This is a genomic window from Cupriavidus sp. OV096, from assembly GCF_900115455.1.
In the GTDB taxonomy this organism is placed as follows: Bacteria; Pseudomonadota; Gammaproteobacteria; order Burkholderiales; family Burkholderiaceae; genus Cupriavidus.
This window is the reverse complement of sequence record NZ_FOWM01000001.1, coordinates 853,132-866,428: the sequence shown is the minus strand read 5'-3', so window position 1 is coordinate 866,428 and position 13,297 is coordinate 853,132. Positions and strand designations below refer to the sequence as shown.

The 13,297-nt window shown below is 64.8% G+C and carries 13 protein-coding genes; 7 read left to right on the top strand and 6 right to left on the bottom strand.

From position 1 onward, the window contains the following. The coding region (locus BM115_RS04030) for a helix-turn-helix domain-containing protein (protein ID WP_143093848.1) at positions 1-320 on the bottom strand (320 nt) is incomplete at its 3' end. Between the two features lie 267 nt (positions 321-587). Further along, entirely contained in the window at positions 588-1,988 is a 1,401-nt protein-coding gene (locus tag BM115_RS04025) for an aminotransferase-like domain-containing protein (RefSeq protein WP_092290787.1), read from the bottom strand. A gap of 102 nt (positions 1,989-2,090) precedes the next feature. Here BM115_RS04025 and cyoA point away from each other — a divergent pair, with 102 nt between their 5' ends. Genes cyoA through cyoD form a run of 4 tightly spaced genes read left to right on the top strand, consistent with a single transcriptional unit; the run spans position 2,091 to position 6,089 of the window. After that, the gene (gene cyoA, locus BM115_RS04020) at positions 2,091-3,083 is read left to right on the top strand and encodes a ubiquinol oxidase subunit II (protein ID WP_092290785.1); all 993 of its coding nucleotides are present in this window, start codon (positions 2,091-2,093) and stop codon (positions 3,081-3,083) included. 5 nt (positions 3,084-3,088) lie between these two features. Continuing rightward, positions 3,089-5,065 carry a cytochrome o ubiquinol oxidase subunit I gene (gene cyoB / locus BM115_RS04015; protein ID WP_092290783.1) on the top strand — a complete coding sequence of 659 codons (1,977 nt, stop codon included), beginning with the start codon at positions 3,089-3,091 and terminating at the stop codon, positions 5,063-5,065. Positions 5,066-5,067: 2 nt separating this feature from the next. Continuing rightward, positions 5,068-5,733 (top strand): cytochrome o ubiquinol oxidase subunit III, encoded by a 666-nt coding sequence (gene cyoC / locus BM115_RS04010; protein ID WP_092290781.1) that lies wholly within the window; start codon positions 5,068-5,070, stop codon positions 5,731-5,733. Beyond that, positions 5,733-6,089, top strand: coding sequence for a cytochrome o ubiquinol oxidase subunit IV (gene cyoD, locus BM115_RS04005; RefSeq protein ID WP_092290779.1), 357 nt, complete (start codon positions 5,733-5,735; stop codon positions 6,087-6,089). The genes cyoC and cyoD overlap by 1 nt, the downstream gene beginning before the upstream one ends. A gap of 53 nt (positions 6,090-6,142) precedes the next feature. On the opposite strand, the gene BM115_RS04000 is transcribed toward cyoD, so the two are convergent. From BM115_RS04000 to lptF, 3 genes are read right to left on the bottom strand one after another with little or no spacing between them, the layout of a single operon-like run. Then, complete coding sequence (locus BM115_RS04000; RefSeq protein ID WP_369825672.1) at positions 6,143-6,547, bottom strand: sirohydrochlorin chelatase; 405 nt, start codon at positions 6,545-6,547, stop codon at positions 6,143-6,145. Positions 6,548-6,552: 5 nt separating this feature from the next. Continuing rightward, positions 6,553-7,716, bottom strand: a complete 1,164-nt coding sequence (lptG, locus tag BM115_RS03995) for an LPS export ABC transporter permease LptG (protein ID WP_092290775.1) — start codon at positions 7,714-7,716, stop codon at positions 6,553-6,555. Next, a complete protein-coding gene (lptF, locus tag BM115_RS03990; protein ID WP_092290773.1) occupies positions 7,713-8,834 on the bottom strand; it encodes an LPS export ABC transporter permease LptF in 1,122 nt (373 codons plus the stop codon). The genes lptG and lptF overlap by 4 nt, the downstream gene beginning before the upstream one ends. A gap of 163 nt (positions 8,835-8,997) precedes the next feature. Here lptF and BM115_RS03985 point away from each other — a divergent pair, with 163 nt between their 5' ends. The 3 genes from BM115_RS03985 to BM115_RS03975 are packed head-to-tail and all read left to right on the top strand — an operon-like array spanning position 8,998 to position 11,492. Beyond that, positions 8,998-10,527: a leucyl aminopeptidase gene (locus tag BM115_RS03985; RefSeq protein WP_092290771.1), complete on the top strand. Its 1,530-nt coding sequence runs from the start codon at positions 8,998-9,000 to the stop codon at positions 10,525-10,527. Between the two features lie 21 nt (positions 10,528-10,548). After that, positions 10,549-10,986: a DNA polymerase III subunit chi gene (locus BM115_RS03980; protein WP_092290769.1), complete on the top strand. Its 438-nt coding sequence runs from the start codon at positions 10,549-10,551 to the stop codon at positions 10,984-10,986. Continuing rightward, entirely contained in the window at positions 10,983-11,492 is a 510-nt protein-coding gene (locus tag BM115_RS03975; protein ID WP_092290767.1) for a hypothetical protein, read from the top strand. Before BM115_RS03980 ends, BM115_RS03975 begins: the two co-directional genes overlap by 4 nt. Before the next feature lie 75 nt (positions 11,493-11,567). Here BM115_RS03975 and ilvD read toward each other — a convergent pair whose 3' ends face one another. Then, positions 11,568-13,241, bottom strand: a complete 1,674-nt coding sequence (ilvD, locus tag BM115_RS03970; RefSeq protein ID WP_092290765.1) for a dihydroxy-acid dehydratase — start codon at positions 13,239-13,241, stop codon at positions 11,568-11,570. Positions 13,242-13,297: the final 56 nt, after the last annotated feature.

Genomic DNA, 13,297 nt, shown 5'->3' with positions numbered 1-13,297 from the left:
GCCTCTATACCCCCTGCATCATACTGGCGTTCCCAAATGCCAATCGCACCGAAGTTGCGAATATCGAACCATGCTGCGACTTCGCGATGCGACAACCGCTGGCTTCGCATCCGCTTCAGCACGGCAAGCTTGAACTCGGCGCTGTAGTGCGTGTACTTCCGTTTGATGCTCGCCGCGCCATGCAGGCGGTATCCCGCCACCCAGCGCCGTACTGTTCCGCTGTCTCTTTCATGGCGTTTGGCGATCTCACCATAGCCTGCCTGACCGTCCAGGTAGCTCTGGATAACTGTCAGCCTGAACTGCTCCGAGTACCGATACATGAAAACACCCCAAAAGTTGGTGTCCAACTTCTGGGGGTCAGTTCAATGCTATGGCTTTTTTTGGTTCATCGCCGATCACGAATCCGGTTTGCAAATCCGTACATCGACGCAGAATATACGGATTATCATTGGCTTGAATGCATACAAACTATGTAGTTGTATGGATTGCGGTAGGCTCAGCCATCGAACTGGTTTGTCCGTCAGGCGCTGAGCCAGGCGGACTCACGATCGGAGGCTGGAACGGTTTGAGCGGACTGAGCCGACGTCTCAAATGACCTGAAACGTGTCGCGCACCGGCCTTCGCGCGAGAAGCCCTGACAGCTTCTTGAGCGCAAGCGACAACTGCCCGCGTTCGGCGACCCCACCGAGTGAAATCCGGATGGCACCTGCAACGGACGTGCCGTCCGCAAAAGCGTCGGCGCCGGTCACGCGAAGATCTTCGGAACGCGCGGTCCGGGTGAAGTCTGCCGATGTCCAATAGCTCGGCAGTGGATGCCAGATATGAATGCCCAAGGCAGGGTTGGCATCGAAGCCCGCCAGCCATTGTCTGGCGATTTGCTGCCGCGCGTCAGCCTCCGTCCGAATGCCGTCAAGGAGCGTCTTCGCGGCACCATCGAGGATCCACTGCGTGGCGAGCGCCGTCGCCAGCGGCGACGCCATCAGCGTGATGGCCCGGAGCGCAGTCAGCATCGCGTTCTGAACGGTCGGATCCTTCACGACCACATACGCGGTCCGCAGCCCCGGGCTCAGACACTTCGAGAGCGTCGAGACATAGGCGGTCTGCTGCGGCGCCAGGGTAGCGATAGGTGGGGGCGCATCAGGTGTGAGCAGCCAGTAGGGGTCGTCTTCGATAATCAGGATGCCCTGCCGCTCCGCGACACGGGCGATGTCTCGGCGTCGTGCCTCGGGCATCGTATGCGTCGTCGGGTTCTGTAGCGTTGGATTGAGGTAGACCAGCCGGACCCCTTCCGTCTGACATGCCGCTTCCAGGCTGTCTGGGCGCATGCCGTCGCCATCGACCGCAATCGTGACGATGCGCCTGCCGAGTTGCGATGCGGCGGCCCGGACCCCGGGATAAATCAAGGGCTCGGCGGCAATCGCGCCGCCTTGTTCCGTGCCAGCCATGATCAGGGCTGCCAACGCCGTCTGCGCACCGGGGCATGCCACGACGTCGTCCTCGGCGACCGAGCCCAGCATCGGCGCTAGCCAACGCGCGCCGGCAGACCGGTCGGTTGTCGTGCCGCCACCCAGGTGGTAGGTCATCAACAGTGCCGGATCCGCGCGCAGGGTGAGTTGCCCAATTCCCCGTCGCAGCATCTCGCCGACATCGATGCCGGGCGCCGGAGGTGGCACGTTCATGCTGAGATCCACGGCCTGGGACAACTCGTAAGCCGGTAGCGCAATGAACGTCCCTTGAGAGCCACGGGCGACGGTAAGACCGCGTCGGGCCGCCTCGTTCAGGCCACGGGTCACGGTCGTCAGGTCGACGCCGAACAGGGACGCGAGCTGTCGCTGCGAGGGCAGGCGGTCGCCCGGGGTAAGACTCCCGCCTTGCATCGCCGTCTCGATCAGGTCGGCGATCTGAAGGTATCGCGATCCGCTTCCTTCTCGAAGTGGCCGGGCCCAGTCGGGCCGGGCGGGTGCCTCGTTCGAGTGTTGATTCGGCATCGAGATCTCTTGTATGGGCGTTGTCTTACATTAGCATGCCTCGCGGTTCGGGTAAATCCATACAAAACCGGATAACCCGTTTTTCTTGCGAAGGTGGTTGTTATGCATGTGCGTGTGGCCGATACGCGGGGCGTCCGTCGGCGAAAGTCTCCCCGTTTCCTTTCTCCTGTTCTCTGGCGTTGGCTGACCCTCGCCGCGCTACCGCTAAGCCTGGCCGGTTGTTCGTGGGATCTGCTTGACCCCAGCGGGTCCATCGGCGTGCAAACGCGGGACCTGATCGTGCTGGCCACGGCGTTGATGCTGATGGTGGTGATCCCCGTGATCATCCTTACGCTGGTGTTTGCGTGGCGGTACCGCGAAGGCAATACCAAGGCCGAGTACGCGCCGCGCTGGTCGCATTCGACCCGCATTGAAGTGGTGGTGTGGGGGATTCCGTGCGTGATCGTGGCGCTGCTCGGCATCATCATCTGGGACACCACGCACAAGCTCGACCCGTTCCGCCCGATCGAATCGAAGGTGGCGCCGCTGGAAGTGGACGTGGTGGCGCTCGACTGGAAGTGGCTGTTCATCTATCCGCAATACGGCGTGGCGTCGCTGAACGAGCTACCCGTGCCAGTGGGGACGCCGATCAACTTCCGCATCACGGCCGAATCGACCATGAACGCGCTGTTCATCCCGCGCCTGGGCAGCATGGTCTACGCCATGGCCGGCATGCAGACGAAGCTGCATCTGATTGCCGACAAGCCTGGCGTGTTCGATGGCCGGTCCGCGGCGTATAGCGGCGCCGGTTTCTCGGACATGCATTTCCGCACCGTCGCCACGTCGCGCGCCGAGTTTGATGCGTGGATCGAGCGCGCCCGGGCATCGGGCCACATGCTTGACGAACAGACCTACCGCAAACTGGAGCAACCCAGCAGCAAGGACCCCGTCACGCTCTACGCCAAGGTCGATCCGCGCCTGTTCCAGGGCGTGGTGGACCAGTACATGGCCAGCAATGGCGACATCTGCCGCGCTGACAGCCCGGTGACCATCAGCGCCATTGCCGGCGCCAACATGCCGCCGCTCCCGGCGCAGCAGCAGACCCTGGAGCGCTAATCATCATGCTTGGAAAACTCTCTCTCGACGCCATCCCCCTGCACGAGCCCATCATCATGGGCACGCTGGTGATGGTGCTGCTGGGCGGCGCCGCGCTGTTGGGCGCCATCACGTACTACAACAAATGGTCCTACCTCTGGAAAGAGTGGATCTGCTCCGTCGACCACAAGCGCATCGGCGTGATGTACATCATCCTGGCGCTGGTCATGCTGCTGCGCGGCTTTGCGGATGCCATCATGATGCGCACCCAGCAGGCCATCGCCGTGGGCGAGGCAACCGGCTACCTGCCTCCGCATCACTACGACCAGATCTTTACCGCGCATGGCGTGATCATGATCTTCTTCGTGGCGACGCCGTTCATCCTCGGCTTGATGAACGTGATCGTGCCGCTGCAACTCGGCGCGCGCGACGTGGCGTTCCCGTTCGTCAACTCGCTGAGTTTCTGGATGTCGGCGATGGGCGCGGTGCTGGTCATGATGTCGATGTTCGTCGGCGATTTCGCGGCCACCGGGTGGGTCGCTTATCCGCCCTTGAGCGGGCTCGGCTACAGCCCCACGGTAGGCGTCGACTACTACATCTGGTCACTGCAGATATCGGGGCTGGGCACCACGCTGACCGGCATCAACTTCATCGTCACGATCCTGCGCATGCGCGCACCGGGCCTGAACCTGATGAAGATGCCGGTGTTCACGTGGACCGCGCTGATCACCAACATCCTGATTGTCGCCATCTTCCCGGTGCTGACCGCCACGCTGGCGCTGCTGGCCGCCGACCGCTACCTGGACATGCACTTCTTTACCAGCGAGCTTGGCGGCAACGCGATGATGTACGTGAACCTGATCTGGATCTGGGGCCACCCCGAGGTCTACGTGCTGATCCTGCCGTGCTTTGGCGCGTTCTCGGAGATCATCGCCACGTTCTCGCGCAAGCCGCTGTTCGGCTACACGTCGATGGTGTACGCCACATCGTCCATCGGTGTCCTGTCGTTCTTCGTCTGGCTGCACCACTTCTTCACCATGGGCTCGGGCGCCAGCGTCAATGCCTTCTTCGGCATCATGACGTCGATCATCTCGATTCCGACCGGCGTGAAGCTGTTCAACTGGCTGTTCACGATGTACCGCGGACGCATCCGCTTCCATTCGTCGACGCTATGGACGATTGGCTTCATGGTGACGTTTGCCGTGGGCGGCATGACCGGCGTGCTGCTGGCCGTGCCGGGCGCGGACTTCGTGCTGCACAACAGCCTGTTCCTGATTGCCCACTTCCACAACGTGATCATCGGCGGCGTGGTGTTTGGCTGCCTGGCGGCCATGACGTTCTGGTTCCCGAAAGTGTTCGGCTTCACGCTGAACGAGTTCTGGGGCAAGGTCGCGTTCTGGTGCTGGCTGATTGGCTTCTACCTGGCGTTCATGCCGCTGTACGCGCTCGGCCTGCAAGGCATGACGCGCCGCATGAACCACTATGAGAATCCCGATTGGCAGCCCTACCTGATCGTTGCCCTGGTGGGGGCGGTGGTCATCGGCTGCGGCATCCTGGCGATCCTGTGGCAGCTGTTCGTCAGCGTGCGCGACCGGAACAAGAACCGCGACCTGTCCGGCGATCCATGGGACGGCCGGAGCCTGGAGTGGGCTACTGCCTCGCCAGCGCCGTTCTACAACTTCGCGCACGTCCCGCACATCACGTCGCTGGAACAGCATTGGGATGACAAGGAAGCGGGCCGCGCCTACGTGGCGCCTGCCGCGTACGAAGACATCCACATGCCGCGCAACACGTCAGCGGGCTTCATCGTCTCGGTGTTCGGGCTGGTGCTCTGCTTTGGCCTGGTCTGGCACATCTGGTGGATGGCGGGCTTTGGCCTGGCCGCGATGATCTGCACGTTCATCGCCCGCGCCTATGACCGCGATGTGGACTACTACGTCCCGGCCGCCGAAGTGGAGCGCATCGAGCGCGCCCGCTTTGCGCAACTGAAGGGGGCCAACTGATCATGACGACGACCTTGAAACTGCGCGCAGACGCCGCGCAGGCACCGCACCACGAGACCCACGCCGCGCATGCGCACGATGACGATCACGCGCATCACGCCGAACAGGCGCAAGGCAGCCTAACGCTTGGCTTCTGGCTGTACCTGATGAGCGACTGCCTGATCTTCGCCTCGCTGTTCGCGACATTTGGCGTGCTCGTCAACGGCACGGCCGGCGGCCCGACCGGACGCGAACTGTTCGATCTGCGCTTCGTGCTCGGCGAAACGGTGCTGCTGCTGACCAGCAGCCTCACCTTCGGCGTGGCGATGCAGAAGGTACGGAACGGCAAGGGCAACCCCAACGAAGTCATCCGCTGGATGGTGCTGACGTTCGCGCTCGGTGCCGCCTTCGTCTGCATGGAGATCTTCGAGTTTCACGAACTGCTGCACGAGGGCGCAGGCCCGAACCGCAGCGCCTATCTGTCGGCGTTCTTCATGCTCGTGGGTACGCACGGCCTGCACGTCAGCGCCGGGCTGCTCTGGATCATCGTGATGGTCAACCAGGTGCAGGTGTTCGGTCTCGATGACATCGTGCGTCGTCGCCTGGCCTGCCTGAGCCTGTTCTGGCACTTCCTGGACCTGGTCTGGATCGGCGTTTTCACCATCGTCTACTTGCGGGAGTTCCTGTGATGGCCAACCAACGACATGCGCATGAGGATGACCATGGCAGCCTGCGCAGCCACCTGACCGGCTACGTGCTCTCGCTGGTGCTGACGTTCATCTCGTTCGGTGCGGTGATGGGCGAGCTGTTGCCGCCGCGCGCGGGGCTGCTGATGATCGTGACGCTGTGTATCGTCCAGTTGCTGGTGCAGCTGGTGTTCTTCCTGCACCTGGGCCCGCGCAAGGGCCAGCGGGGCAACACGGCCATCTTTGCGTGTACCGTGTTCCTGATCGCCATTGTCGTATCGGGGTCGTTGTGGGTCATGCACAACGCCAACCTGAACATGATGCCGATGCAGTCGGTGCCTGTTGGCAGCAGCCGATAGATTGCAGGCAATTGGCACGTCCATCGGTGATGGCTGATGGACGTGTCTTCAGATCATTCCCCTATCGGCGATTGCCGCGATGGTGTTGTTGCCACCGCCCCCACGCAGTACGCCGCAATCGCGTCCAGCACGCTTTCGGCCTCGCCCACCGCCGTGGCGCAGCCAATCCGCATCGCCGGAAATTGCGCCCGGCATTGGTCGATCAGCGCCGGCAGGTCGCGGCGGATGTGGCCGCCCTGGCCGAAGAACACCGGTACGACAGTGACTTCCGCCACGCCAACGCCGGCCAGTTCGGCCAGCGCCACGGGCAGCGACGGTTCCATCAGTTCGAGGAAGGCCAGCCGCACGGCGGTGTCCGGCAGCAGGGCAGACAGCTTGGCCTGCAGCCGGTCGAAGGGCTCGCGCCAGCGCGCGTCGCGCGCGCCGTGGGCGAAGAGGACCAGGCCGGTGGTGGCCACGGCCGTCAATGCCGGTCCACCCAGCGCAGGGCGCTCAGCGCCAGGGCCAGGTAGAGCGTGCCGGGGACGAGCGCCGAGACGATCGGCGGCCAGGTGTGCAGCAGGCCGACGTGCGAGAACAGTGTGTTCGACAAGTGGAACGACAGCCCCAGCATGATGCCGCCGAACACCTTCACGCCCACCGCGCCGGCGCGCGCGTGCAGGTACGCGAACGGCAGCGCCAGAGCCACCATCACGAACAGCGTCAGCGGATAGACCACCTTCTTCCAGAAGGCGATTTCATAGCGCTGCGTGTCCTGCTTGTTGTCGCGCAGGTGGCGGATGTAGCGGAACAGGTCGAGCGTGGACATCCGCTCCGGGGTGACCAGCAGCACCGACAGGATCTGCGGCGTCAGCTCCGAGTGCATCACCATGTTCGGGAACTTGGCCTGCTCGGCGCGGAAGTCCGGCGCCAGGGCGTCGCCCTTGGCGCCGTCGGGGTGGGGCAGCTCGATGAAACGGGTTTCGTTGACGTCATTGAGCTGCCACGCCTGACCGCCCTGGTAGCGGCCTTCCTTGGCCACGCGGATCACGCGCAGGCGGTATTGCTGGTCGAATTCGTAGATGGTGATGCCGTTGATGGTCTGGTCCGGCTTCAGCCCCTGCACATTGACGAAGCGGGTGACCTCGCCGCCGGCGCCCTCGGGCGTGGTGTCCTTGTCGCGATCCTTGACCCAGACCCCGGAGCGGAAGCCCGCCGACACCGTGGCGCCAATCGCCTCCAGTTTCACCTTCTGGGCGTATTGCTCAGCCGCGGGGCCGATGAATTCGCCGAAGATGAAGGTGACGACGGCCAGCGGCACGGCCAGCTTGAACAGCGAGAACAACGCCTGCCGCGTGTTCAGGCCGGCCACGCGGAAGATCGTGTATTCCGACTGGCTGGCCAGTTGCGAGAAGACGTAGATCGCGCTGATCAGCACCGCGATCGGCAGCACCTCGTACACCCGGGTGGGCGCTTCCAGCATGACGTGGAAGAACGCCACCAGCGAGGTGTAGCCGCCTTGCACGCTCTCCAGCTCATTGAGCAAGTCGAAGAAGACGAACAGCGACAGCACCGCGAACAGGATGAACGCGAACACGCCATAGATCAGGCGGCCGAAATACCGCTCGTAGACCTGGAGGATCCTCATGCCTGGCTCCCCTTGGGCGCCTTGCGGCGCATGCCGAACACGGCGCGCCAGCCGCCCAGGCTGCGGTTCTGCCGGTATCGGAACATGCCCACGGCGCCCAGGAAGGCCAGCACGTGGATCGGCCAGAGCGCCATCCAGAAGGAAAGCGTCCCGGAGCGCACCCAGGCCTGCGCCAGGTTGATCATGTTGCTGTAGGTCAGGTAGATCAGCACGGCGAAGACGAGCGGCGTATAGCGGCCCAGGCGCGGGTTCACGTACGCGAGCGGAATGGCGATCATCACGAAATTGAAGGCGAGGATCGGCAGCGAGACACGCCAGAGCAGTTCGCCCAGGTTCTCACGGGTGGGATTGCGGATCAGGTCGATCGTGTCGCGGGACTTGGGCGGGATGTCGCTCTCGCTCTCGGGTGGCTTGTTGTCCACCTTGACGGCATAGCGGTCGAATTCCAGGATGCGGTAGTCGAGCTGGCCCGGCGTGCCGGCGTAGCGCCGGCCGTGTTCCATCACCACCAGGCGGTCGCCGTTCGGCATGGTCTGGAACTGGCCCTGGTGGGACAACGCCACGCCGATCTTGCCCGCCTCGGCATTGGCCACGAAGACGTTGCGCGCGTACTTCATGTCCGCGTCGATGCCCTCGATGAACAGCACGTAATTGCCGTTGGCCGGCTCGATGAAGCGGCCCGAGGCGATCATCGACAGCACGCCGCGCTGCTGGAAGCGGTCGCGGAACAGGCTGCTCTGCTGGTTAGCCCACGGCCACGCGAACATGCCCAGCAGCAACGCCATGACGAAGAACGGCGCGGCGAACTGGAGCACCGGCTTGATCAGGTCGCGCAGGGAGATGCCGGCCGAGAACCACACCACCATCTCGGAGTCCTTGTACCAGCGGGTCAGGACGATCAGCGTGGAGATGAACAGCGTGGCCGACAGCAGGATCGACAAATAGCCGATGGTGGCCAGGCCGATCAGCATCAGCACGTCGTTGGGGCTGGCCTTGCCATTGGCGGCCATCCCCAGGATGCGGATCACGAGCGACGTGAGCATGAAAGTCAGCATCACCAGGAACACCGCGCCGGCGGTGTAGGCGAGCTCGCGTCGCAGGGCTTGTTGAAAGATCATGCGGAATCGCTTCCGGCTGCCGGCCGGAGCGGGCGATGTACCGGGGGCCGAGGGACTGGCAGGACCGCGGGCTGTCAGCGTGGCGGATCGGCGGCGGCAGATCGCGGATGAAAATCGCGGATAATGGGGCCTTTCTTTTCGACGAGCCCCTGAAGGAAGCGCGATGGAATTTAGCACAAAAGCCCTGGATTGGAGCAAAGCCGGCCAAAATGGTTTCCTGGCCACGAAGACCGACTGCCTGGTGGTTGGCCTGTTCGAGGGCCAGAGCCTGGCTGGTGTGGCCAAGGCACTGGATGTCGCCACCAAGGGGCTGGTGGCGCGTCTGGTGAAGCAGGGCGACTTCGAGGGCAAGCGCGGCACCCAGCTGATGCTGCACGAAGTGGCCGGGATTGGCGCCGCCCGCGTACTGCTGGTGGGCCTGGGCAAGGAAGCCGAGTTCTCGGACAAGGCTTTCGTGGAGGCCGTGCGCACCGCCGTGCGTGCGCTGTCCGGCACGCGGGCCGCATCCGCCCTCTGGTGCCTGGCCCAGCAGCCGCCGGCCCAGCGCGACGTGGCCTGGGCCGTGATCACCACCATCACCCTGGTGCGTGACGCCGGCTACCGCCTGCTGGAGCGCCATCCGGAACTCAAGCGCCCGCCCAAGGGCGTGGGCACGGACAAGTCGTCGCTGCGCAAGATCGTGCTGGCCGTGGATGCCGCCGACGCCAAGCAGGCCACCCAGGCCGTGGTGCGCGGTACCGCCATCGCCAACGGCATGGAGCTGACCCGAGACCTCGGCAACCTGCCGTCCAACATCTGCACCCCGACCTACCTGGCCAATACCGCCCGGGCCATGGCCAAGCGCCACAAGCTCAAGGCCGAGATCCTGGGCCGCAAGCAGATCGAGGCCCTGAACATGGGCGCCTTCCTGGCCGTGACCAAGGGCAGCGTCGAGCCGCCGCAGTTCATCGTGCTGCGCTACGACGGCGCCGCCGCCAAGCAGGCCCCGGTGGTGCTGGTGGGCAAGGGCATCACCTTCGACACCGGCGGCATCTCGCTGAAGCCGGGCGAAGGCATGGATGAGATGAAGTACGACATGTGCGGCGCCGCCTCGGTGCTCGGCACGATCCAGGCCGTGGCCGAAATGGGCCTGAAAATCAACGTCGTGGCCGTGGTCCCGACCTGCGAGAACATGCCCAGCGGCATCGCCACCAAGCCGGGCGACGTGGTGACGAGCATGTCCGGCCAGACCATCGAGATCCTGAATACGGACGCCGAAGGCCGCCTGATCCTGTGCGATGCGCTGACCTATGTGGAACGCTTCAAGCCCGCCGCCGTGGTGGACGTGGCCACGCTGACCGGCGCCTGCATCATCGCGCTCGGCCACGTGAACAGCGGCCTCTTCGCGCGCAACGACCTGCTGGCCGACCAGCTGCTGGACGCCGGCCGCAAGGCCATGGACACCGCCTGGCGCATGCCGCTGGACGATGACTACCAGGACCAGCTCAAGTCGAACTTCGCCGACATGGCCAATATCGGCGGCCGCCCGGCGGGCAGCGTCACGGCGGCCTGTTTCCTGGCGCGCTACACGGAAAAGTACGACTGGGCCCACCTGGACATCGCCGGCACGGCCTGGAAGAGCGGGGCGGCCAAGGGCGCCACCGGTCGTCCGGTACCGCTGCTGACGCAGTTCCTGATGGATCGCGCGTCGTAAATCGACGGAAAGGTAGCCGGGATGACGCGCATCGACTTCCACAGCAACGTGCCGGACACGCTGGCCTACGTCTGCCGCCTGGTTCGCAAGGCGTACGGCGCGGGCCAGAAGGTGGTGGTATACGGCACGGCACAGCAGCTGACGCAGCTCGATGCGCGGCTGTGGACCTTCTCGCCGCTCGACTTCCTGCCGCATTGCGGGCTGGACAGCCCCAACGCGGCGGTGACGCCGATCATCCTGGCCGCCACGCTCGAGGGCGTGCCGCACCACCAGATCCTCGTCAACCTGTCGCCCGAGGCGCCGGCGCAGTTCGCCAGCTTCGAGCGGCTGATCGAGGTCGTGGGGGCCGGCGAGGCCGAACGTGCCGCCGGGCGCGACCGTTACCGCTTCTATCGTGAGCGCGGCTATCCGCTCACGCACCACGACATTGGCCAGTCCGCCAAGGGAGAATCCGCATGAGTGAACGTACCACCTCGCGGGTGATTCCGCGGCTGGGCCCGAACGACAGCGTGCCGTTGCTGACCGAGGTCGTGGACCTGCCCGACCTGCCGGAGACCGCCTTCGCGCCGCCGCCGGGGCATGCCTCCATGTCGATCAACACGCCCGCCAGCACGGTCATCGACACGGCAAACATGCCTGAGTCAGGGCTGGTGTCGTCAGTCGGCGATACCGAGGGTGGGGTGGAGGACGATCCGGAAGCGCCGATGATCGACCCGGTGCCCTTTCTGCCGGGTGAGGATGACCTGCGCGCGGTGCGCTCGGAACTGCTGACGCGCGTGATGATGCGTTTCCGCACCGAGTGGCCGCAGGTGGTGGAAGCCCATACCGAAGCCACGCTGCAATCGCGGCTGGCGCCGCTGACCGCGCAACTGGCCAGCGAGCTGACGCAGGCGTTGGAGGCGAGGCTGGTGGAATGGCTGGATGCGACGCTCGAGGAGATCGAGCGCGATCCGGGCGGGATGTAGCAGAGAAAGCAGGGAAAGCAGAGAGTTTTCCCCTCTCCCGCAGGCGGAAGAGGGGAGACGGGGACCCAGGCAGGGTCAGTCCGTCACGGCGCCCTTGCTGGCCGTCGAGGCCAGTTTCGAGAACTTCGCCAGCACGCCACGCGTGTAGCGCGGCGCCGGCTGCTGCCACGTGGCGCGGCGCTTGGCCAGTTCCTCATCGGATACGTTCAGCTCCAGCTTCAGCTGGTGCGCGTCGATCGTGATTGAATCGCCTTCCTTCACCAGTGCGATGGTGCCGCCCACGAACGCCTCGGGCGCCACGTGACCGACCACCATGCCCCAGGTACCGCCCGAGAACCGGCCGTCGGTGATGAAGCCCACCGATTCGCCCAGCCCCTTGCCGATGATGGCCGAGGTCGGCGCCAGCATTTCCGGCATGCCCGGGCCGCCCTTCGGGCCCAGATAGCGCAGCACGAGGATGTCGCCGGCGTTGATCTTGTCGGCCAGGATGGCGTCCATCGCGCTTTGCTCGTCCTCGAACACGCGCGCCGGGCCGGTGATGACCGGGTTCTTCAGGCCGGTGATCTTGGCGACCGCGCCTTCTTCGGCCAGGTTGCCCTTCAGGATGGCCAGGTGGCCCTGCGCGTACAGCGCCTTGTCGAGCGGCAGGATCACGTCCTGGTCCGCGCGCGGCTGGTCGGGCACGCCTTCCAGTTCCTCGGCCAGCGTGCGGCCGGTGATGGTCAGGCAGTCGCCATGCAGCAGGCCGGCGTTCAGCAGCAGCTTCATCACCTGCGGAATGCCGCCCGCGCGGTGCAGGTCGGTGGCCACGTACTGGCCCGACGGCTTCAGGTTGCAGATCACCGGCACGCGGCGGCGGATGCGCTCGAAGTCGTCGATGGTCCACTCCACCTCGGCCGAGTGCGCGATGGCCAGGTAGTGCAGCACCGCGTTGGTCGAGCCGCCCGTGGCCATGATCAGCGTCACGGCGTTCTCGATCGACTTGCGCGTGATGATGTCGCGCGGCTTGATGTCCTTCTTGATCGCCTCGACCAGCACGCGCGCCGATTCCGCGGCGCTGTCGACCTTTTCCTGGTCCGGGTTGGCCATCGTCGACGAGTACAGCAGGGACATGCCCAGCGCCTCGAACGACGAGCTCATGGTGTTGGCCGTGTACATGCCGCCGCAGGAGCCGGTGGACGGGCAGGCGTTCTTTTCCACGCCCTCGAAGTCTTCCTGGCTCATGCGGCCGGCGGTGAACTCGCCCACGGCTTCGAACGACGACACGATGGTCAGGTCGCGTCCCTTCCAGTTGCCCGGCTTGATGGTGCCACCGTAGACGTAGATGCCCGGCACGTTGGTGCGCGCCAGCGCGATCATGCCGCCCGGCATGTTCTTGTCGCAACCGCCGATCACGACCACGCCGTCCATCCACTGGCCCTGGGCTGCGGTCTCGATGCAGTCAGCGATCACTTCGCGCGAGATCAGCGAGTACTTCATGCCCTCGGTGCCCATCGACATGCCGTCCGAGATGGTCGGCGTGCCGAAGATCTGCGGGTTGGCGTCGGACGCCTTGATGGCGTCCACGGCCGCATCGGCCAGGCGCTGCAGGCCGGCGTTGCAGGGGGTGATGGTCGAGTGGCCATTGGCGATGCCCACCATCGGCTTGTCGAAGTCTTCCTTCTGGTAGCCGAGCGCGTAGTACATCGAACGATTGGGGGAGCGCGCCACGCCTTGCGTGATGTGCTTCGAGCGTTTGTTGAATGCCATGGTGGGGGTCTCTCCGGGGAGTTTGCGGCGGGCTCGGACGTGGTCGATGCCACGGC